Origin of the sequence: Phaeobacter gallaeciensis DSM 26640, assembly GCF_000511385.1 — a bacterium.
Taxonomy (GTDB): domain Bacteria; phylum Pseudomonadota; class Alphaproteobacteria; order Rhodobacterales; family Rhodobacteraceae; genus Phaeobacter; species Phaeobacter gallaeciensis.
In genome coordinates this window covers 1,413,303-1,435,628 of sequence record NC_023137.1, presented here as the reverse complement: position 1 = coordinate 1,435,628, position 22,326 = coordinate 1,413,303, and the positions used below count along the sequence as shown (strand labels likewise).

The 22,326-nt window shown below is 57.3% G+C and carries 19 protein-coding genes; 5 read left to right on the top strand and 14 right to left on the bottom strand.

Going from position 1 to position 22,326, the window contains the following annotated elements:
* Positions 1 to 102 precede the first annotated feature (102 nt).
* The 5 genes from GAL_RS06935 to GAL_RS06915 are packed head-to-tail and all read left to right on the top strand — an operon-like array spanning position 103 to position 5,399.
* Positions 103 to 1,170 carry an ABC transporter ATP-binding protein gene (locus GAL_RS06935; protein WP_024096873.1) on the top strand — a complete coding sequence of 356 codons (1,068 nt, stop codon included), beginning with the start codon at positions 103 to 105 and terminating at the stop codon, positions 1,168 to 1,170.
* 60 nt (positions 1,171 to 1,230) lie between these two features.
* Positions 1,231 to 2,334: an ABC transporter substrate-binding protein gene (locus GAL_RS06930; protein ID WP_024096872.1), complete on the top strand. Its 1,104-nt coding sequence runs from the start codon at positions 1,231 to 1,233 to the stop codon at positions 2,332 to 2,334.
* Between the two features lie 21 nt (positions 2,335 to 2,355).
* Positions 2,356 to 3,183, top strand: a complete 828-nt coding sequence (locus GAL_RS06925) for an ABC transporter permease (RefSeq protein ID WP_024096871.1) — start codon at positions 2,356 to 2,358, stop codon at positions 3,181 to 3,183.
* Positions 3,180 to 3,983, top strand: coding sequence for an ABC transporter permease (locus tag GAL_RS06920; protein ID WP_024096870.1), 804 nt, complete (start codon positions 3,180 to 3,182; stop codon positions 3,981 to 3,983). The genes GAL_RS06925 and GAL_RS06920 overlap by 4 nt, the downstream gene beginning before the upstream one ends.
* 27 nt (positions 3,984 to 4,010) lie before the next feature.
* A complete protein-coding gene (locus tag GAL_RS06915; protein ID WP_024096869.1) occupies positions 4,011 to 5,399 on the top strand; it encodes an FAD-binding oxidoreductase in 1,389 nt (462 codons plus the stop codon).
* A 139-nt stretch (positions 5,400 to 5,538) separates the two neighbouring features.
* Here the strand turns inward: GAL_RS06915 and GAL_RS06910 are convergent, their stop codons facing one another.
* The 14 genes from GAL_RS06910 to GAL_RS06845 form a co-directional block, all read right to left on the bottom strand.
* The gene (locus GAL_RS06910) at positions 5,539 to 7,548 is read right to left on the bottom strand and encodes a sigma-54-dependent Fis family transcriptional regulator (protein WP_024096868.1); all 2,010 of its coding nucleotides are present in this window, start codon (positions 7,546 to 7,548) and stop codon (positions 5,539 to 5,541) included.
* A 62-nt stretch (positions 7,549 to 7,610) separates the two neighbouring features.
* A complete protein-coding gene (locus GAL_RS06905) occupies positions 7,611 to 8,099 on the bottom strand; it encodes a hypothetical protein (protein WP_081731409.1) in 489 nt (162 codons plus the stop codon).
* 248 nt (positions 8,100 to 8,347) lie between these two features.
* Positions 8,348 to 10,564, bottom strand: coding sequence for a catalase/peroxidase HPI (gene katG / locus GAL_RS06900; protein ID WP_024096866.1), 2,217 nt, complete (start codon positions 10,562 to 10,564; stop codon positions 8,348 to 8,350).
* A gap of 54 nt (positions 10,565 to 10,618) precedes the next feature.
* Positions 10,619 to 12,190 (bottom strand): GMC family oxidoreductase, encoded by a 1,572-nt coding sequence (locus tag GAL_RS06895; protein WP_024096865.1) that lies wholly within the window; start codon positions 12,188 to 12,190, stop codon positions 10,619 to 10,621.
* A 14-nt stretch (positions 12,191 to 12,204) separates the two neighbouring features.
* A complete protein-coding gene (locus GAL_RS06890; RefSeq protein ID WP_024096864.1) occupies positions 12,205 to 12,729 on the bottom strand; it encodes a gluconate 2-dehydrogenase in 525 nt (174 codons plus the stop codon).
* 25 nt (positions 12,730 to 12,754) lie between these two features.
* Positions 12,755 to 13,150 carry a VOC family protein gene (locus tag GAL_RS06885; protein WP_024096863.1) on the bottom strand — a complete coding sequence of 132 codons (396 nt, stop codon included), beginning with the start codon at positions 13,148 to 13,150 and terminating at the stop codon, positions 12,755 to 12,757.
* Positions 13,151 to 13,294: 144 nt separating this feature from the next.
* On the bottom strand, positions 13,295 to 14,050 hold the full coding sequence (locus GAL_RS06880; RefSeq protein WP_024096862.1) for an SDR family NAD(P)-dependent oxidoreductase: 756 nt from the start codon (positions 14,048 to 14,050) through the stop codon (positions 13,295 to 13,297).
* A gap of 23 nt (positions 14,051 to 14,073) precedes the next feature.
* A complete protein-coding gene (gene groEL / locus GAL_RS06875; protein WP_024096861.1) occupies positions 14,074 to 15,705 on the bottom strand; it encodes a molecular chaperone GroEL in 1,632 nt (543 codons plus the stop codon).
* A 66-nt stretch (positions 15,706 to 15,771) separates the two neighbouring features.
* Entirely contained in the window at positions 15,772 to 16,575 is an 804-nt protein-coding gene (locus GAL_RS06870) for a metal-sulfur cluster assembly factor (RefSeq protein ID WP_024096860.1), read from the bottom strand.
* 4 nt (positions 16,576 to 16,579) lie between these two features.
* Entirely contained in the window at positions 16,580 to 17,605 is a 1,026-nt protein-coding gene (locus GAL_RS06865; protein WP_024096859.1) for an amidohydrolase family protein, read from the bottom strand.
* Between the two features lie 84 nt (positions 17,606 to 17,689).
* A complete protein-coding gene (locus tag GAL_RS06860; protein WP_024096858.1) occupies positions 17,690 to 18,064 on the bottom strand; it encodes an MmoB/DmpM family protein in 375 nt (124 codons plus the stop codon).
* Between the two features lie 23 nt (positions 18,065 to 18,087).
* Positions 18,088 to 19,149: an aromatic/alkene monooxygenase hydroxylase subunit beta gene (locus GAL_RS06855; protein WP_024096857.1), complete on the bottom strand. Its 1,062-nt coding sequence runs from the start codon at positions 19,147 to 19,149 to the stop codon at positions 18,088 to 18,090.
* A 45-nt stretch (positions 19,150 to 19,194) separates the two neighbouring features.
* The gene (locus GAL_RS06850) at positions 19,195 to 20,253 is read right to left on the bottom strand and encodes an NADH:ubiquinone reductase (Na(+)-transporting) subunit F (RefSeq protein WP_024096856.1); all 1,059 of its coding nucleotides are present in this window, start codon (positions 20,251 to 20,253) and stop codon (positions 19,195 to 19,197) included.
* A gap of 76 nt (positions 20,254 to 20,329) precedes the next feature.
* The gene (locus GAL_RS06845; RefSeq protein WP_024096855.1) at positions 20,330 to 21,994 is read right to left on the bottom strand and encodes an aromatic/alkene/methane monooxygenase hydroxylase/oxygenase subunit alpha; all 1,665 of its coding nucleotides are present in this window, start codon (positions 21,992 to 21,994) and stop codon (positions 20,330 to 20,332) included.
* Positions 21,995 to 22,326 lie beyond the last annotated feature (332 nt).

Genomic DNA, 22,326 nt, shown 5'->3' with positions numbered 1-22,326 from the left:
CAAACACGGAAATTACTTTCATTTGACGTGAAAAAAACTGACTGCAATCCTCTCGCCAATGCTCAGGGCCTGCCGGGGCCAGGAACGATGGGGAGCCAGTTAGTGTCACAAATCGCGGCCAGCAACATCTGCAAGTCCTATGGTAATTTCAAGGCTCTGCACGATGTCAGCATGGAGATCAACAAGGGCGAGTTCCTGACCTTCCTCGGCCCCTCTGGGTCCGGCAAGACCACTTTTCTGATGATCCTCGCAGGCTTTACCGAACAGACTTCAGGTCAATTGATGAAAGACGGCCGGGACATCAGCGCAATGGTGGCCGAGGAGCGCAATTTCGGCATGGTGTTCCAGGGCTATGCGCTGTTTCCTCATATGACGGTCTGGCAGAATGTCGACTACCCCCTGCGGGTGCGGAAGATGGACAGCGCCGAGCGCAAACAGAAGGTGGGGCGGATCATCGAAACCGTTGGCCTTACTGAACATGCCCACAAAAAACCCTCGCAACTCAGCGGCGGCCAGCAGCAGCGGGTGGCATTGGCGAGATCATTGGTGTTCCAACCGGATGTGCTGCTGCTGGATGAGCCCCTGTCAGCACTCGACCGCAATCTGCGCGAACAAATGCAGAGCGAACTGAAACGGGTGCATGAGGAAACCGGAACCACATTTGTCTTTGTCACCCACGACCAGGGTGAGGCGCTGGCAATGTCCGATAAAATCGCAATTTTCAATAACGGCAGGCTGATGCAGCTGGATTCGCCTGACCAGATATATAACGCGCCGGATTCGCGGTTTGTCGCGGAATTCCTGGGGCAGATCAATATCTTCCCGGTAGCGAACCCCGGCATCAGCGGCGGTCTGCTGCACGGCAATCTGGACGGCACAACGCTTTCGGCTGCAAATCCGGGAAACCACGTGGCCGGCGGCGCCAGCGTCGCGGTACGACCAGAACACATGACCCTCAGCGCCGAACACCCTGCCGATCAGGCCAATGTACTACCCGCCCGGGTGGTCCAGACCACCTATCAGGGCTCGCATAGCGATCTGGTGCTGGAGACACCGCAGGGCCATACCATTAGCGCCTCCACTCACAGCGCGAATGGCGCGCTGCCACATGTTGACAGTGAACTGTGGGTCAGTTGGTCGCCCGAAAACAGCATCGTGATTGCCGATTAACAAGACCAGGGCTGCTCTGTCCGAAGCGACAGTCGGCGCAACATGACCAGGGAGAAAACAATGAACAACTTTCAAAGAGACTGCTGTGAGCTACTGGCCGAGCGCTTCCGCAGCGGCAGGCTGGATCGCCGCGGATTTCTGACCGGGCTGGTGGCCTTGGGAGCCGCGACTGTCGCCGCGCCAGGCGCTCAGGCCGCAGGCAAGGAACTGGTCGTGGTCAACTGGGGCGGTGATGCGATTGATGCCTACTCCGCAGCCTTTGCCGAGGCCTATGAAACGGCCACCGGAAACAAGCTGAAAATCGACGGATCCGGCCCCCTCGAAGGCTCAATGAAGACCCAGTATGAAAGCAAATCTGTACGCTGGGACGTCTGCGATGCGGAACCCTATTCCGCGATCCGCCTGGGCCGCGAAGGGATGATGGAAAAGATCGACTACTCTATTGTCGACCGCAGCAAGATCGAACCGGGCTTTGATGGTGAATTCTACGTTCCGTCCTATTTCTACAGCAATGTCATCGCCTATGACGCCGCCCGGTTCGGCGATGATGCCCCCCGCACGTGGGCCGACTTCTGGGACGTGGAAAAATACCCTGGCAAACGCACGCTCTACAAATGGATGACCGGCGTGCTGGAGGCCGCACTGCTGGCCGATGGCGTTGCACCTGCCGAGCTTTATCCGCTGGATGTGGATCGCGCGCTAGCCAAGATCGAAGCGCTTAAGCCGCATATCATCAGCTTCTGGTCCTCGGGCGCCGAAAGCCAGCAGCTTTTGCGCGACGGCGAGGCCTCGATGGGCTTGCTGTGGCACACCCGCGCGAACCTGACCAAACAGGACACCGAAGGCGAGGTCGACTGGACCTTTGATCAGGGGCTGGTGTCGCCGTCTGGCTGGACCGTGATCAAGGGCAACCCCGCCGGTGCCAAGGCAGCAATGGAGTTCATCGCTCTGGCTCAGAACCCGGACAATCAGGTGACCCTGCTGAACGAACTGGGTAATGGTCCGGCCAACCCCGCCGCACATGCGCTGGTTTCGGACGAGATGAAACATGTGGATGCAAGCTCGGAGGAAAATCTGGAGCGTCAGATTGTACTACAGGCGGAATGGTACGCAGACCACTATGGCACTGCACTGGACAAATATCTGGCGCTAATCAGCAGCTAAAGCATAGGAGGGGGCAGCAGGATGGCCGCACGGTTCAATATACACACCATTGCCATGTGGCTACTGCCTGCCCTGTTCCTGGCGGTCTATCTGGCGCCACTTCTGGGTGTCTTCGGATGGTCCGTCTCCCGGCCCGAACCGGGCGCCGAGAACTATGTGCGGATGCTGACCGACGCCGATGCACTCAATATTATGCTGCGCACCGCACGCGTCTGCATACTGGTCACCGGCATCTCGGTGCTGCTTGCCTATCTTCTGGCCTACCACTGGGTTTTCGGCTCACCCGGCCGAAAACTGTTCATGGAGCTCTGCATATTTATCCCCTTCTGGATCTCGGTATTGATCCGCGCCTTTGGTTGGGTGGTGATCCTGCGCAACAAAGGCATTCTGAACGAAACATTGCTGTCCATCGGTGCCATTTCCGAGCCGCTCATACTGGTGAGGACCGAGCCTTCGGTGATCCTGGGCATGGTGCATTTCCTTGTGCCCTTCGCGGTGTTTCCGATTGCATCGGTGATGCGCCAGATTGACTCACGGGTGCTCCTTGCCTCGCGCGGCATGGGCGCCAGTCCCACCTTCACTTTCTGGAACGTGTTCCTGCCGCTCACCGTGCCCGGTATCCTCGCCTCCGTGATCATCGTCTTTGTCTTTGCCCTTGGCTTCTTCATCACCCCGGCGATCCTTGGGGGCGGCAAAATCGTGATGATCGCGGAATACATCTACATCCAGATGTTCCAGACTTCGAATTGGGGCTTTGGCGCCGCGCTCAGCATCGGAGTGCTGGCCGTGGTCGCGGTAATGGCGGGCCTGCTGTTCAGGGTCATCCGCCCGGAAAGGCTGGTCAAATGATCCGCAAGCCAACGAATTTGCAGGGCTGGCTTTTGAAACTTGCCGCCATTCTGACCGGCCTCTTCATGCTGATGCCGCTGGTTGCTGTGATCCCGGTATCCTTCACCCCCAAACGGTTCCTGTCCCTTCCAAAGGGCGACTGGTCCCTGCGCCACTATCAGGCGCTGCTGACGGACGAGGCCTGGCTCGCCAGTATCTCCGACAGCGTGCTGGTGGCGCTGGCCAGCAGCGTGATCGCCACGGTTCTGGCCGCCGCCTTTGCCTTGGGACTTTGGTTCCGGCAGCCGCGCTATGGCGGGGCACTGGTAGGGCTGGCGCTGTTGCCGATGGCGGTGCCGCCAGTGGTATCAGCCGTGATCATCTATTTCCTGCAGGCACGCATCGGCTTGATCGACACCTATCCGGGGCTGATCCTGACTCATGTGATCATGGTGACCCCCTTTGCGGTGATCGTCATGCTGACCGCCACCTCGCGCCTCGACAAATCGCTGGAGCTCGCGTCACGCAACCTTGGCGCCTCGCGGATGCAGACCACCTTCTGGGTGGTGCTACCGAACCTCAAGTTTGGGCTGTTCTCGGCGTGGTTCCTGAGCCTGGTGCTGTCCTGGGAGGAGATTGCCGTCACCCTGTTTGTCAGTGGTATCGACGTAATCACCCTGCCGAAACGGATCTGGGACGGGCTGCGCCTTAACGTTGACCCGATCATCGCCGCGGTCTCGGTCATCCTGATGGTTCTGACCACCATCGCCATCGTCGCCAAGGCCCTCTACGAGCACCGCAAAGACAAGTCCGACAGCTGAGATCGGGCGTAATCGAAAGCACATCCAATGGACATAAGTCAGGTTTCCGCTCTATTTTCTTCAATAATCGGCGCGCGGAATGTGATCACCGGCGCGCAGCTCGCCCTGCGGAATACCGGCTATTGCGCGGCCAGCTATGATGGCGGCGTGCTGCTCACTCCCGGCTCAGCACAAGAGGTCAGCGAAATCTGCAGGCTGGCCGCCGAACATGGGCTGGCAATTGTTCCCCAAGGCGGGCTGACAGGGCTTGTACAAGGCACTGCCACGGCCCCGGGGCAGGTCGCCTTGTCGCTGGAGAAGATGACCCGCATTCTGGAATTCGATCCGATGCAGGGCATTGTTACCGCTGAGGCTGGTGTCACCCTGCAGCAGGTGATCGACGTCGCTGAACCGCATGGGCTGGCCCCCGGTATCGACCTGCCTTCGCGCGGCAGCTGTACCTTGGGGGGGATTGTCTCGACCAATGCCGGCGGCATTCAGGCGATCCGTTACGGCATGGCCCGCGATAACATCCTAGGATTGGAAGCCGTGCTGGCCGATGGCACACTCTTGGATATGAACAACACACTGCTCAAGAACAATGCCGGTTATGATCTCAAGCAGCTTTTTGTCGGTTCCGAAGGAACGCTGGGCGTCATCACCAAAGCGACCCTGCGCCTGCACAGCCGACCGTCTTCAGTGCAAACCGCGTTGATCGGATGTGACAGCACCGAGCAGTTGTTCGACGTACTGGCCCGTGCCCGCAGAGCCTTCGGAGGCAATCTGCTATCTTTTGAAGCGATGTGGCCGGAATTTTTCACCGAAATCACCACCCATCTGAACAACAGCATGATGTCCCCCCACTGCGGTATCTACGGCGTGATCGAAACCGGCCAATGGGGCGACGCAGAACATGAGGGCGCTCTCACAGCGTTCCTGGGCCAGTGTTTCGAGGACGATCTGCTGCAGGACGGCGTTGTCGCCCAATCCGAAGCGCAACGCCGCACCATCTGGCAGCTTCGCGAGGACGCTGACCTGATCGAAAGCCGCAGTGGTCCGTGCTTGTCTTACGACGTTGGCCTGCGCCTCAGCGATATCCCAAACTATGTCGAACGGTTGCAGGTGCGGATCGCAAGCGACTGTCCGGGTGTCACCTGCTATGTTTTCGGGCATATGGGCGACGGCAACTTGCACATCATGGCAGGCCCCGCCCGCGACCCCGCCAGACACGCCGCCATAGACGGCGCTGTCTATGGCGTGCTGCAACAGTTCACAGGTACGACCGTTTCCGCAGAGCACGGCATAGGACTCGAAAAACGCACGCATCTGCCACTTAGCCGACCCATGGCAACTCTGGCGGCCATGCGACAGCTAAAAACAGCGTTTGATCCTCAATCTACGCTCAATCCCGCCAAAGTGTTTGATCAGCTGGCCTGAAATACCCTCCCGAAGGGGGATGCATGAACCGGCGAACCTGAATAGTCTCCAAAAGCCAGGTCCCCCGTGAAGCGCAGGCCGCGCCCCTGTCACCGACGCAGGTGACACAGGGCGCGCTGAGCATCTGATCTATGCGGTCTCAAACCTTGCGAATGTGATACCGCTTTATTTTGCGATACAGAGTTGGACGTGATATCCCCAGAACCTGGGCCACCTTGGTAAGGTTGCCGTTCTCTGAGGCAATCGCCCGGCGAATGGCACTAGCTTCGATGCTCTCCAGGTCTCCGGAATGACCGCCGAGGATGTGCTCCAGCGAATCCTCAGCGCCCCCCTCGAACTCATCATGGATCTCCGGAGGCAAATCCCGCTCGGTTACGAAACTATCTAACTTGATAAGGTAGAAGCGCTGGACCACATTGCGCAGCTCCCGTACGTTTCCAGGCCACTGGTACTGAAGGAGCAATTCCATCGCCCGGTTGGTAAACGTCATGGGCGTGCGCCCGGTTTCTTCGGCATACTTCTGCGAGAAATGATCAAGCAGCGCCACGATATCGTTGCCACGCTCGCGCAAAGGCGGGACCTCGATGGTCATCACCCCGATCCGGTAAAACAGGTCCCGGCGAAAATTACCTTTCTCGATTTCCTGTCGCAGGTCGCGATTGGTCATTGATACCAGCCGAACATCTACCGGACGCCGCTTGTTGTCGCCCATGCGGTAGATCGCGCGCTGTTCGAGCGCTCTGAGGAGGTAGGGTTGCAACTCGATCGGCATATCGCCGATTTCATCGAGGCAGAGCATCCCGTTGTTCGCCTGTTCGAACCTGCCGGCGCGTCCACCGCGTACGGCTCCGGTAAACGCGCCCTCCGAATAACCGAACAGTTCCGCGCCAATCAGGTCGCTGGAAATCGCCGCACAGTTGACCGGAACGTAGGGCGCATTTTCATCCGGCAGGCGGCTGTGGATCAGGCGTGCGAACAATTCCTTGCCGACCCCGGTTTCACCGTGGATCAGAACCGAAACATTGGCCAATGCTGCGCGCTCGGCTAGGCTGATGGCATCGGCCATCTTTGGTGACGAGCCGATGATTTCAATCTCGCTCTCCGCTACATTGATCCGCGGCCTGATGATGCAGCTTGCCCTGACTTGACGCTGCGCCTCGCCCTTGCCTTTGAGGAACAGGGCGGCGCCCCGAAAGACGCCTTCCAGTTTGAGCCGCTCGATGCCTTCCGCCTCCACGTTGAGTGGCAAGAGCTTGGGGATATCCTGGTCTGACAAACCTTCCAGCTTGGGCAACAGTTTGTGGCCAATCAACAATTCCTTGCTCTGGCGCAACGGGTCGTCGTCCAGCCCGCGCCGGAACAGCACGCTGCCTGACTCATCGACCAGCACCACACCGTCATGCGCGCGGCCATAATCCGACATCAGGAAGGCTTCTAGCAATTCCGTGCGTTCGATCTGTTTTTGCTCTGCAAGAGCAATCTCAATCTCGCGCGCCGCTGCCAAGACAAGCGCCACATTATGCTGGCGGAAAATCTGCGGCGGACCCGACAGATCAACGACCCCTATCACATTCTGGGTGAGAGGATCAAAAATAGGCGCTCCTGCGCAAGTCCAAGCCTGTACGCCTTCGGCGAAATGTTCGGAAGCGTGCACATAAGAAGGCTTTCCTGTTCTAAGCGCCGTACCGATACCATTGGTGCCGATCGAGCGCTCACTCCAGTCGCCGCCTAGTTCCAGGTGGATTTCCTGCCCCTCGTCCAGCACATTTTCGTCGCCAATGGCGTCAATGATCACCCCATGGCTATCCGCCAGGATCAATATGGTGCGGGCCTCTTTCAGATGCGGCTCAAGCCGCTTGAAGGCCGCTGAGGCGGCCTTGCGGAGCGCGATATTGCGTTCTCGGCGCTGAAACAACTGAGTGTCGTCAATCACCTTTCGTGAAGCTTGGCTACCGGCGTCGACTCCGAACTCCCGACTACGCCGCCATGACGCCAGAATTTCGTCTCGTACCTTCGCCGGTATCCCATCGCCGTCTTTCTCGGAGGAGACAAATCTCTCCCAGGCTTTACGGGTATCGCCTTCTGAATAGCTGGAGTTATCAGGCAATTGCTGCGCCCTCTCGCTGTTCTCTTGTGTCGTTACAGGCATATGGTGCCGGCTCTGTCGGCATTCCTTCTGATTGATTACGAGACAATTTTGGAGGCTGTGGATTAATCGTCCTTCGAGATAATCAAGGATTCAATCGCCTCTGCTAGGGCGCGGTCGTCAAACGTTTCGGTTATCTCCGCTCCCTCCAGATGCGCCAGCGCGGCGGCCAACTCGCCCTCTAGCGGCGAGAGGAAACCATTTTCCTTCGTCGCCAAAACAAATTTTTTCGACAGGAAGTTGCCGCGGATCTCGCCGAGCATACACATCTGCATGCCGGTTGACTTGTCAACCAGCACAACCCGGTTGTTAAGGCTGACCTTGACATAAGGCTCCGGCACGTCCGAATTGACCCGCGCCTTCATGTCGTGGATGATCAAACCCTCGGGCTTGGGCTGTTGTTTCCGGCGTGCTTGATCAGCCTGCATTCGACTGAACCCGCCATTGCTGATCTGATCCGCAAGTTTGCGTATCGTCCCAGCATTTTCCGACAGCAGACGCTTTGCCCTCACGTCCTCGAGACGCGGACCATCCCGCTTCGAGAAAATATCCACCACTATCTCTCCTCCCATGCCTAAATATTATCAGACTGTGCAGTCAATTGCCAAAAGTTTAGACGTAATATGACTACAACATGTATCTTATTTTGGGTCTCGGCTGTGCTCCCATTCCGGAGTTCAATCAGTGCGCGATATCGCGATCCGGCATTCGCATCTAGCGGCCTGTCGGGGACCTATATCTGACCCCCGACAAATTTATTCGCGAACCAAGCTCGCTTCTATCTGATCCACCGTTCCAACTGTCAGCTCAACTCGAACCGATCAGCATTCATAACTTTGCACCAAGCGGCAACAAAGTCAGCGACGAAGAGGTCCTCATTGCCGCGGCTGGCATAAACTTCCGCCAGCGCGCGAAGTTGCGAATTCGAACCAAACACAAGATCTACACGTGATGCACTCCATTTCTTGGCATCGCTCACGCGATCACAGCCATCAAAGACGCGCTCGGCGCCATCGACTGGAGCCCATTTGGTCTCCATGTCCAGAATGTTGGCAAAAAAGTCTGTGTTAAGGGTTCCGGGAGCCTTTGTAAGCACACCCATATCCGCACTTTGATGGGTCACGCCTATACTGCGCAATCCACCAACCAGCACCGTCATCTCAGGGGCGCTGAGACCGAGAAGCTGGGCTTTGTCTACCAGAAGCGCCTCGGCTGGAACTGAATAGGCAGCTTTCTCGTAGTTGCGGAAACCGTCTGCGATGGGCTCCATTGGATCGAAGGACTCTGCATCGGTTTGAGCCTCGTCCGCATCAGTGCGCCCAGGTGTGAATGGCACTGTGATGTTGTGTCCCGAGGCTTTAGCGGCCGCTTCAACAGCTGCATTACCCGCAAGGACGATCACATCGGCCAGAGACACCTTTTTGCCGCCGGATGCGCCACCATTAAAGGAGCTGGTGATGCCAGTCAAAACATCAAGAACATGTGCCAGACGATCCGGCTCATTGACCTCCCAGTCCTTCTGCGGGGCAAGCCGGATACGCGCGCCATTGGCACCACCGCGCTTGTCCGAGCCACGGAAACTGGAGGCCGAGGCCCACGCGACCCACGCCAGATCGGCAACCGAAAGACCGGACCCGAGGAGTTCCGCTTTCAACGAGATGATATCCTTACCGTCAATCAACGGATGATCGACGGTCGGCACCGGATCCTGCCAGATGAGCTCCTCATCAGGCACGTCCTTACCCAGATAACAGGATTTGGGGCCCATGTCGCGGTGTGTCAGTTTGAACCAGGCACGAGCGAAGGCGTCAGCGAACTCCTCCGGGTTTTCATGGAACCGCTTAGAGATTGGGCCATAGATTGGGTCCATCCGCATCGCCATGTCGGCGGTCGTCATCATCAGCGGCACTTTGGCGACCGAAGCGTCGACTTCAGGCGCGTGATCCTCGTCCGAAAGTCCCTTGGCGTGCCAAATCTGCGCGCCCGCCGGGCTTTTTGTCAGCTCCCAATCGTAACCGAAGAGTACATCAAAATACCCCATGTCCCATTTTGTGGGATTCGACGTCCAGGGGCCTTCGATGCCCGAGGTCGTCGTATGCACACCGTGACCGGACTCGTGTGCATTCTTCCAGCCAAACCCCATGTCATGAAGTGGGCAGGCCTCAGGTTCGGCACCGACCAGGGCCGTATCCCCTGCCCCATGCGCCTTACCAAAAGTATGCCCCCCTGCGACCAAGGCCACAGTTTCCTCATCATTCATAGCCATCCGGCCAAAAGTTTCGCGGATATCGCGCCCCGAAGCGATAGGATCAGGGTTGCCGTCCGGCCCTTCTGGATTCACATAGATCAGACCCATCTGCACAGCGGCCAGCGGGTTTTCCAACTCGCGCTCACCAGAATAACGGCTATCAGGAGTCTCGGATGTGGCCAGCCATTCCGCCTCTGCCCCCCAGTAGATATCTTCCTCCGGTGCCCAAATGTCTTCGCGTCCACCGCCAAAGCCGAATGTCTTGCCACCCATGCTTTCGATGGCGACATTTCCGGCGAGGATCATCAAATCAGCCCAAGACAGGCCGTAGCCATATTTTTCCTTGATCGGCCAGAGCAGTCGGCGGGCCTTATCAAGGTTTCCGTTATCAGGCCAAGAATTAAGTGGCGCAAAACGCTGTGATCCGCTCGAGGCGCCGCCGCGCCCATCGGCAGTCCGGTAGGTGCCCGCACTATGCCAGGCCATGCGTATGAAAAATGGCCCGTAATGACCGTAATCAGCGGGCCACCAGTCTTTGCTGTCTGTCATCAATGCAGTCAGGTCAGCTTTGACAGCATCCAAATCCAGCGCCTGAAAAGCCTTTGCATAATCGAATCCTTCGGGCATCGGGTTGGACACTGATTGATGCTGATGCAGCACCGAAAGGTTCAACTGGTTCGGCCACCAGTCCCGGTTGCTACGCCCCGCTTTGTTTATTGCGCCATGCATAACGGGACATCCGCCCGCCGTTTTCATGTCGTTTCCGTCCATCTTTACTTTCCTGAATTATTTATTCGTTTTGTGATTGGGTGGAGCGGTGCTGGGTCAGAGGTTCTGACGCCCCATCTCCGCTGCGATGTATTCGGCTTGCCTGATCGCCAAGGCCACAATTGTGAGCGTTGGGTTCTCCGCGGCACCGGTCGTGAACTGGCTGCCGTCTGAGACAAACAAGTTGCGGATGTCATGGCTCTGACCATGGCCGTTAACCACCCCATCGCGAGCGTTGGCAGACATCCGGTTGGTGCCCAGGTTATGGGTCGACGGATATGGCGGCGTCGGGAAGGTGCGGGTTGCGCCCACTGCCTCATAAACCGCTTTGCCCTGAGCGTAGGCATGGTCTCGCATCGCGATGTCGTTCGGGTGATCATCGAAATGCACATTGGCCACTGGCAATCCGTGCTGATCGGTCACGTCGGTGTTCAGCGTGATCCGGTTTGTTTCCTGCGGCATATCCTCGCCAACGATCCACATGCCCGCCATGTTTTCGTAATGATCAAGCGCAGTCGTGAACTCGCGCCCCCATGAACCGGGATCAAGAAAGGCTGCCATGAACGGCAAACCCAACGCCAACGTCTCTAGCTCATAACCACCGACGAAGCCCCTGGCGGGATCGTGAATGGCCTCATCCTGAATGATCCCGGCCATTGTTGTGCCGCGCCACATACGCACGGGCTCATCGAAAACGGCATAGACCGAGCCTGTCACATGCCGCATGTAATTGCGCCCGACCTGGCCGGAGCTGTTGGCCAGCCCGTCAGGGAACATTGCAGAGGCGGAATTGAGCAAAAGCCGCGGGCTCTCGATGGAGTTCCCTGCAACACACACAACCCGTGCCTTCTGTTCCTGCTGGTTGCCATCCGCATCGATATAGATGACGCCCGTAACCTTGCCCTCATCATTGTGTTCGATCCGCATAACATGGCAGCGCTCACGCACTTCCAGATTGCCGGTCGCTTCACCGCGCGGAATGTCGGTGTAGGCAGCGGACCACTTGGCACCCCATTTGCAGCCCTGGAAACAGAACCCTGTCTGCTGGCAGGCAGGGCGCTCATCGTAGTCAGCAGAGTTGATGGCCATCCGGCCCGTGTGAACCGCTTTATACCCCAGCGCCTGTGCGCCTTTCTCGAAGACTTTGAAATTGTTGTTGCCCGGCAGGCCAGCTCGGTCGCCCGTGCGCGTCACACCCAGCTTGTTTTCGGCAAGGGTGTAGTAGTTGTCCATCTCGCGCGGATCGATCGGCCAATCCAGCAAATTGGCGCCTTCAACATCGCCATAGGTGGTATGCGCCTTCCATTCGTGATCTTGAAAGCGCAGCGATGCCCCGGCCCAATGGGTGGTCGTCCCCCCGACCGCCTTAACGATCCAGGCCGGCAGGCCCGAGAAGTCTTTTGATACCCGCCAATCACCGCTGGTGGTGCGAGGGTCAACCCAGGCAAGCTGCCCGAAACTGTCCCATTCATCATTGATGTAGTCCTCAGGCAGGTAACGCCCGCCGGCCTCAAGCGCGACGACGGACACGCCTTTCTGGGCCAATTCGTTTGCAAGGACGCCACCGCCGGCGCCAGTTCCAATTACGACAACAACACTGCCGTCTGTCAGGTCAAATGGTGCGCTCATGTCTCAAGCCCCCCTCAAAGCCAGTTGATGTCGTCGAAACCGCGGTCGATATAGCCGCCTTCAGAGAAGCTCTCGCCCTCGTATCCGAAGATCGGCCAAACCGCTTTTTGGTTATAGAGGCCCGTCACGAGACCACCGCGGACCTGCTGGAAAAAGGCGGTATCTTCGATACTGCGCAACAGGTCAGTCCGGTCACGTTCCCATCCGATGTCGATGTAGCGGGCGTAGCCCATGCCTTTGGCCGCTTCGTTCAGAGCGGCGACACCGGCTTCAACTCCCTCGACAGCCGCTGCGGTATCATATCCTTTCACCGCAACGGCATAATACTGGTCCCCGACCTGATCATGCGGATAGATATCGCGCGCCATCTGGATAAGCGTCGCCATGGTTTCAGGCTTGAGATGCTCCACCTCAAGCGCCCAATTAGAGGCGCTCGCCTTGCTGGCGACAAAACCTGCCCCGATAATAAAACCAGCCCCGCAGAGCGCGCTTTGCGAAAGTAACTGGCGGCGTGTCATGCCTTGCTTGCTAAGTGACATTAGGGTCCTCCCTGTCTGATCTGGATTACCGGTAGCGCCCGGCACGTTGCAGAACCTCGATCTCGTAACCGTCGGGATCCTGAACAAAGAAAAAATGCGCGAGCGTTGCGCCGTCATGTTTGAAATCAACGAGTTTCCGGGGCTTCAGCCCCTCGGACTCAAACCGTGCGTGCTCCGCCGCCACGTCGGGCACGCAGACAGCCAGGTGGCCATAGCCATTGCCCAGGTCGTAGGGCTCGCTCTGCCCCTTGTTAATCGTCAGTTCGAGCTCAAAGCCCGCCTCGTCATTGGACAGATAGACCAGCGTGAAGCCGTCAAAATCGAGACGTTCCGCAACGGTCAACCCAAAGGCTCTGCGGTAAAAATCGACCGACCGATTTTCGTCCAACACGCGGATCATGGAATGAATGACTTTGGCCATTGTGTCCTCTGTATTGCAGGTGAAAGGGGGTCCCGCGGGCGCAGGGAGAAGTCAGGCCCGCGGGGCAAGGCGCGCGGGCAGCGCGCACCTTGGCGAGCCGGATAACGGCCCGCGTGCGATATGCGTATTGTCGAGAGCGCCCGCTCAGAGCATCACTTCGCCACCATTGGGCGAGATACAGGTGCCGTGGAAGAATTTCCCCTCTGGTGATGCCAGCATGATGGCTGCCGGGGTGATTTCGTCCACCTCGGCAAAGCGACCCAGCGGGATTGCCGCCTTCAGCGTGTCGAGCAACTCCTGAGACAACGGGGTCAGCAGGTCAGTGTTGGTCACACCGGGTGCCACCGCGTTTACCAGCACACCAGTGCCTGCACATTCCAACGCCAGCGCCCGGGTGAACGTCATATTTGCCCCTTTTGCTGCGCAATAGTGCGTCAGAGTCGGCGCTCCCTTGTAGGCCAGTTGCGAGGTGATGTTGATAATCCGACCACTGCCGCGTTTCTTCATGTCGCGAAAAACCGTCTGCGCCATGAAGAACGTTCCCTTCACATGCACATCAAGCATCCGGTCGAAGCTGGCTTCGCTGATGTCTTCGAAATTCTCGGTGATGTTATGTCCGGCATTGTTTACGAGGATATCGATCTCGCCCAGGCCAGCCTTGGCATCCGCATAGAATTTCTGGATCGCCTTGACAGAGGATACGTCGCATTCGGCGGCATAGACCTTACGACCGGTCGCCTCGATGGCCTTGGCGGTTTCGGCCGCTCGTTCGTCATCGCGGTAGTGACAGAAGGCGACATCCGCACCCTCGGCGGCGAGCGCCAGGGCGATCCCTCTGCCGATCCCACGGGATCCGCCCGAGACAATTGCTGTCTGTCCTGCAAGTTTCTGATTGGACATAGTAGTTCTCCTTTATTGATGGGTCACGCGCGGCCCAAAAGTTCGGCTCCGCCACCAAGAGCGGGACCTTCGGTCGGGTCGGCTTCCCCTTCGTCGAGGTCTCCGACAAGAGTTTCGGTGGTCAGGATCAACGTCGCGACGGAGGCGGCGTTGACCAGCGCGCTGGCAGGCACACGGGCTGGATCGATAATGCCAGCCTCATACATATCGCCGAAGGCACCGGTGGCAGCGTTGTAGCCGTGGCCCGCGGGCCCCTCAGCCACCGCCTGCGCCACGGCAGCTATGTCGGCCCCGGCATTGCGGGCAATGCGACGGACCGGTTCGGTCAGGATCGACCGCACCAGCTGAATCCCTTTCGCCACGTCGCCGAGTGCATCCAGCGTGTCGAGACAATCAGAGATTTGCGCCAACGCCGTTCCGCCACCTGCAATCACGCCATCTTCAGCAGCAGCCTGGACCGCACAGAGCGCATCTTCGATCAGCTGGATCGTGCGCTTCTGCTCCACCGGGGTGAAACCGCCTGCGTAGATGATCGCGCTGCCGCCTGTTAGCTTCGACAACCGCTCGCGCAGTTTATCTTTTTCGATGTTCGGCGGTGCCACGTCATGCTGGCGCTGAACCTGATTGCGACGCGCTGTGATCGCGTCTGGATCACCCTCACCACGCAAAACCGAGGTTCCGGAAGAGTGAGAACGAACCATTTCCGCCCCTCCCAGCTGAGCCAGTGTGACATTCTCAATCTTCTTACCAAGATCGCGCGCCAGAACTTCACCGCCCGTCAGAATGGCAAGATCATCCATCATGGCCGTGCGCCAATGACCATATTCTGGCGGATGTACGATCAGATATTTCCCCGCACCGCCGGTCTCCAGCAGCTTGATCACGACCTCTGGCGCGATCTCCTCCGCGACGATCAGAAGCGGCCGACCCTCGCTGTCAGCAATAGAAATGGCGGAATTCAGCGTCTCCGGTTTCAGGATCTTCTGATCTGTCAACAGGATCAGCGGGTTACGCAGCACAGCTTCCATCTGCTCGCGGTCCGTGACCATGTGATGGGAGATGTATCCACGCTCAAAAGACATACCTTCAACCACATCCATCGTGGTTTCGATGGTGACGCCAAAATCAGCCGAAATCACACCATCTCGGCCCACTCTACGATAGGCCTCTGCGACCAGTTCACCCAGCTTGGGATCGGTCGACGACACGCGCGCAACGGCCTCAAGATATTCTGGGTGGTCGTCGCAATCGAGCGAAGACGCATCAATCGCATCAACAATCCGCGCTACCGCCAGATCAATCCCCTTGCAAAGATCGACTGGTTTCACCCCCTTTTCGGTCAGATCAACACCGCGCTGAATCAATGAGTTGGCAAGCACAATAGCGGTCGTGGTCCCGTCGCCTGCCACGTCATTGGTTTGCATCGAAACCTCGCGCACGACTTGTGCGCCCATGTTTTCGAACCGGTCCCTGAGTTCGATCTCCGACGCAATACTCACCCCGTCACGGGTCACTAGCGGAGTGCCCACTGGGCGGTCCACCATCGCGTTCAGCCCCTTGGGCCCAAGCGTCGGTTCTACCGCTGCCGCCAGCCGCGCAACGCCGCGCGCCAGGCAGTTGCGAGCAGTCTGGCCGTGTACCATGAGTTTAGCCATATCTTCCTCCATCGGCCCAGATGAAATTCCAGGCACATTCAAATTTTTATATTATATTTCTGATAGTTAACTTCGCGCAGCGCGGTCTTCCCGAGGCGGAACCCGGCCTTCGATAAAGTCGATCAACCTCGGGCCATCAGCCCCAATTTCGACCTCTTTATATCGCGTCTTGGCAAGCCCCCGACACAGCGCTCCGTTGAACTCCATATTGATCCGAGTGCCGCGCAGCTTGGCAAGATGTGCCCCAAGTTCATGCGGAGCGATCTCATCTCCGTCCCATGCGGGAAAGGCCAGATCATCCGGAGCAGACGCCAACCCCTGAGCCAACAGCAGATCAAGGTAACGCGGCAATTGCCGCAGCTCCTCCTCACCGGTGAAGGCCACCCGCTGAAGCTTTTCAAGAGGCATTGAGACGATGTCTCCTGCGTCATAGCCAAGCCCCTGCAATCCGAGCAGCACAGTTTCCTGACGCCGGTCGAAAGCTTTGGCGAGGAAGGTGTCAACCACCTCATCAAGCCGTGCCCCATCACAATAATCTGCAAAGATTTCATGGTAGGGACGACCGCTATTGACACCCTCGTTGACCTTTTCACCGAAGCAATGATCGTTCAGCTGCACCTCCGCCTCGACCACCCAAGGGATTGAGGTCACCTCTTTGCGGATACCGAAGGCCATGAGAAAGGCGAAGTTCGGCGAACACCAATAGGTTGGAAGTCGAAACTCAACGCGCACCTTCTTCGCGTCTGTAACCTCAATCCGCTCGACGAAGCCCATCTCTGTGATGGGCTCGTCAAGTTCAGGGTCTGTCACTGCGTCGAGACATTCCCAAACGTCGGTTTCCAACTCTGCTTTTAGATTGGCCACGAGCATCGCTCTACTCCGCCGCAATCTGCACAGGAGAGCCAGAAAGCTCGGCTTTTTTAGCAGCTACGTCGATATCGTAGAGCTTGGCCGCGTTCAGTCCGAGGATCTTCTCCTTCACCTCGTCGGTCAGCTGCACACCACCACGTTCGGCCGAAATGTCTTCGGGGATCTGATAGTTCCAGAACTGCTCAACCAGCCATTGGGGGGTCCAGATCGCATAATCCGAGCCGAACAGCAGCTTGTCTTCGCCAACCCACCACAACAATTCAGCCATCACTTCTCCGAAGTAGCGTGGACGCGAATGGACGAAGGGCATGGTCACCGCCAGGCCGCCATAGACGTTGGTCTCCTGCGTGGCGATCCAGCAGAAGTCATCGATCCGCGGCATGCCGCAATGTTCGATAATCCAGTTAAGGCCCTGGAAATCAGTCGCCGCGTGGTCGACATCATGAACGTCAAACGCATCCTTTGACAGAGGGATGATCGTTGGACCCTTGTGGACGTGGACGTTTTTGATACCCAGTTTTTCGCACAGCTCAAAGCACTTGTAAGCCGCAGGATCGTTCAGCGCCCAACCCTTGCTCTCGCCGTTCCACTCGGCCGTGTACATTTTCACACCTTTGATATCAAAGGTCTCTTTCATGTAGTGGATGTATTCCAGCGCCTTTTCACCATCGCGCGGATCAAAGCTGCCGTTGACAATAAAGCGCTCTGGGTGACGTTGCGCCATCGACGATGAACGTTCGATCGAAGAGAAGCCGTTCTTGTAAAAATCGTTCAAGTAGGTCGACTGGATGATCGCCATATCGTCGGGCCCGTCAACGAACAGGTCACGGTAGATATCGTCCTCGGAATACTTCTCAAACTTGGCCTTCTCCCAAAGCTGATCCTCAGGGCTCAGGTTGGTATGATAGGCATAGAAGCAATCAATAAACTGCTTGCCGTGTACATTTGATTGGTTCTCGGGGCTGCCGTCCCAGAAATGGGTGTGCCCGTCGAGTACGAAAATCTCTTTTCCATCCGGTGTCTTGAACATAGTGTCCTCCCTTGCATATTTGCTGAGTTTTTTGTGGTCCCGAGACCTCTCTGATGCGGAGGCCCCGGAACGGTCAGAAGGCGATCAAATGTAGTCCATAACCTCATTCATGTCGCCGAACAGGATCACGGTATCGTCGTCGACCCGGACCATCCGCCCGTAGTGGGTGGAGGTGTTGACCTCGAAGGTCTCAGCCGTCATCTCGCGGCCCAGGAACTCGGTGATCTCGTTCATTTTGAAGATCAGCTTGCCCTCACCATCAATGCGGATGGTTGCAGGGTTGTAGGTGATCGTGACATTGGGGTCGTTCTCCCCCATGAACTCAGCGATGGCACGGGCCTCAACGCTGTCGTTCATGGTAACACCGCACTGGTGTGAAACCTCACGAGAGGTCAGATCGATGTCCTTCATCGATTTGAAGATGTTCTGGTTGGACGCATTGCGCGCTACAGTAGACATTTTTTCAGTTCCTTTTTAGAGAGTTACGACAAGCCCAGCTCGGCAATAATTCTGCCGATACGCTCTTTCGAAACAGCTTTCACATCCTCGAAGGAGACCGGCTTAGAATGCGGTTGTGACCAGATCGGCTGCAGTGCAGCGGCAGCCTTTTCAGCCAGATCACCGTGCTTCGAGAGCCAGGCCTTGAAGAGCGCACGGTTGTGCTGACCATGCTCTTCGTCGTGCGCCAGGAGGTGGATCAGATCGACAGTATTTGCGAGGTTGCGCTCATAGTCGGCCTCAGCGGCGGAAATCACCGGCGGGGTGATAAAGTCGTTGTTGGCTGCTGCCGCCTGCATGAAGAAGCCCGAGCGGATCAATTCACCCACCATCGGCTCGAAGACGATGTTGATAGCGAAATACTGTTCGAGATAATCTTCCGAACCCATGATCGTTTCGATTGCCTCGCGGCAGGGCTGCCAGATCGGATCTTCCAGCCACATCTTCTTGCCAAGAGTGTCATCCCAGCCGTCGATATCCATGCCGATTTCGGCCAGATACAGCGTGATGTCCTGGGTCAAGCGCATCTTGTAGGAAGAATTGGTCAACGTGGCATTGTTGATCATCTGGGTATAGCCGTAACGCTGCGCCTGCATCAGCGACGTGCCGAGGCCGAATTCCGCGTGTTTCCAAGCCCCCAAGTGCTTCTGCAGGATGGTCTGCCAATTCCTGTCGAAGACCTTGTGCGCGCCAGCTTTGCGAGCGTTCGAGATTACATTCTGCACCATGGTCTCAATCTTCGACTGGCGCTGATAATGGGTCCGCTCCCATTCCTGGTCCGGTGCGCGGAAGGCGTGCCAGTTCGACGACAACGCTGCTGTGTTGTCCTTCTGGTAGGCGCCACCGCCCTTGCCACCCTCAAATTCAATGATCCAGTTTTGGATCAGGTAGCGTTCAGGATCAGGCTGGACGTCAACAGTGACATCCTCGTAATGGGTCGCCCGCTTGCCGCGCGGCTCGAAGTAGTTGTATTTGCGGCTCTTGGAGCCGATGAATTCCGCGGCACCGGCGGCACCGGACCCGACTGAGCTGGATGTTGCTGGCATGATTGCCTCCCTTAGTTTTCGTTCACTTCACGAGCGTTCGGACCGTCAGTGGTCCGAAGAACCGGACGTGGGCGTGAACTTGTCGAAGAAGATGCGGTCGGTATCGAAGTCGTGCATGAACAGCACTGGTGTCAGCGCATCAATCATCGGCGGCGGGCCACAGGCATAAACGTCCCCCTCGCCGTTAACTCCCAGATCGCGCAGATGCGTGTCGACGTATTCGTGTACGAACCCACGTGCGCCAGCCCATCCATTGCCTTCATCCTCATGGCTAAGCACAGGGATAAACTGCACATTGGGATGTGCTTCGGTGATGGCATTTATCTCATCAAGCTTGAACAGGTCGTCCTGCGTACGAGCGCCATAGTAGAAGTAAACCGGACGATCTTCGCCACTGGTCACTTGGTCGTTCAGGATTGACCACACCGGCGACATGCCCGAACCGGCACCGACCAGGATCACGGGTCCTTGTCGTTCTTCCCGTCGGAAGCACATTCCGTAGGGGCCTTCGATGCTGACTTCTGCTCCGGCCTTGATACCTCCGTCGTCAAGTTCGTTGCTGAAGCGTCCGTCGGGGTATTTTTTGATGATGAAGCCGAGTTTTTGGGTTTCGCTCGGCGGATTTGCCATGGAGAACGAGCGTGTAATCTCCTCCCCTTCTTCGGTTTTGACCGTGATGTCGACATATTGACCCGCCCAGAATTTCAAAGGCGTATCCAGTTCGATCTGGACTCCGCGAATATCATGGGTGAGCTTCTGAAAATCGGTGATCCGGCCGGTGAACTGCTTGACCGGGATACTTTTGGATAGAACTTCTTCGTCGTAATTCAGCAGCTCAATATCAAGATCGCTGAGAGCTAGCGAACGGCACATCAGAATATGGCCGCCGTCCTTCTCCATATCGTTGAGTGCGAATGTCGAGTAGTTTTCCATCTCGGACTCGCCGTCCAACTGGACGCATTTACAGGCTGAGCATTGGCCCTCTTTGCAACCGTGCGGCAACGCGATGCCCTGGCGAAAGGCAGCGTCAAGGATGTATTCGCCGTCCTCGACCTCGAACTCCACGCCGACTGGTTCAAGGCGCACCTTGTAGGTGTCTGTCATTGTTGTTTCCTCCCTCTCCCCCTGCTGGCAGGGGGGTGTGCCTGGGCCGCTTCCGCGGCCCAAGCGATAGTGATGATCAGTTGCAGGGATTGATGGTGAAGCCTGCACGGTACTCGGCGATGTGTGCCTCGCGGTCGCTTTCGGACATGCCGCGCAGCGCCTTGAGCGGTGACGCCAGGGTGTGGCCGCGGACGTGCTCCAGCTTCCACATATCCTTGTTGTCGAAGCGCAGATGCGGCTGCGGGATCAGGGTCTCACCATCGTCGCGGACGAAGTTGAGATCCTTAATGGCATCCGCCAGATCCCAGCCGTCATAGACGGTTTCCCATTCACGCTTGCCCGAGAACTTGCCCATTGCCGGGGTCGGACGACCCTGGAACTCGTCAGAGAAGGCCTCGACCGCAGTCCAACGATCCAGTTCATGAGCAAAGGTATGCAGCTCACCATCGATCTCATCGACCACCATGTCCTCACGGATCAGGCAAGGCACGAGGCACGACCAGCAGCGATGCGGATAGACGTAACCGGTGTCCTCATTAAAGGTGACAACCTTTTCGCCCGGCTTCGACAGCTTCGCATACCACTTCCAGAACTCGCCAAACTCGGCGTACCAGCCCGGATATTTATGCTCGAACCACTCGAAGTCCTTTTCGGTCTGGGCTTCAATGCGCCAGAAGTTAACGGGCCAGCCGACGGCAAAGAACTGTGCGACCTTGTGGACGTAGTTCTTTTCGGTGATCCGCTTCCAGGCTTCCTGAACGTCGTCGTGATGCACCTTCACGCCATATTTTTCGAGCGGAAGCATGTAGGTCCGGTAGTAGTCTTCAAAGATCCAGCGATGCCACATCTCCGCGTAGGATTCCTTTTCCTTGTCGCGGTTCGTGGTGCCGTATTCGATGAACGTACCGATGGCGGCATCAACGATGGCATGGTTCTGCCAGAAAGCATAACGCAGGTCGCGCTCCAGCAGCAGGTGGTTCTCCGGCTCTTTCAGCGCGGCCATCAGAAGCGAGTGACCATTGCCAATGTGACGGCTTTCGTCCGACTGAACCGACAGGAACACGGTCGGCAGTGCGTAGTCACCGTTCCGTGCCGCTTCCGAAGGCATCGCCACAAAGAGCGTATTGGTGAAGGCGGTTTCGGCTACCACGGTCAGGTACATGCAGGCCGCGGTCATGGTGTCCCCGGTGATGAACCCTTCGCCGAACTGACGGCCGATGGTGGTGGCATAACACTTGCCAAAAGCTTCTTCGGTAATGTCGAAGCCCGCCGGATCGATGTAGTTCTCCATGTACCACTTCTTCAGGTTCATCTGAATTGTGGAGTGACGGAATTCATCAACCATCTGCATGGTGAAGCCGGTGCGCAGGTCCTCACCCGGTGACAGGCGTGCAACCATAGCCATCGACCGCGCCGCCGAGATTTCGGGGAATGGGATGATTGCCAGGAACAGCTTCATCCATTCGATCCAGCGCGGTTCCACGTTGCGGAACATATCGCCACGAAGTGCCGCATCCAGCGCGCCGTAAACACGGTTGTCCTTCTCTTCTTCCATCGGGAAGTAAGAGCGCAGAACCTGCTTCATAGGATCGCGAGGTGCTTTGGTGATTTTATAGTCGGTCGGGAAGGTAGCTGCTTCCTGAACGTAGGACGGATTCCATCCGAGATCGGAGATCTTCTTGGTGGCCTCCCCTACCGAGATACCACGCTGGGACGTGATTTTATTTAGCGTCAAAGTCATGCCATGAGCCTCCTTAGCTCTGGGGCCGGTTACCCGACACCCGGTTGGCGGCTTTTGCCGTTTCGGTTTAGCGCCCGCTTTAGGCGCCGGTTCTCGGCAAAGGTTGAGAAGATCGACTGCCCGCTGCAGTGCAGCGGCTGCTGGCCTGTCTCCCTATCCTTCGTTCTTTAGAGCGTCCGATGTGAACGCTAGCGTCTTGTGCTATTATTCAGGCAAGGCCCGTTCCAGAATTCGAAAAACAGCCGTGCCGGACATGGAAAAACATCCAAGCCACTGTTTTTTAATTTCTTTTTTTGCAATTTTTTTATGTGCGTTTTTTCTTGGCAAAATGA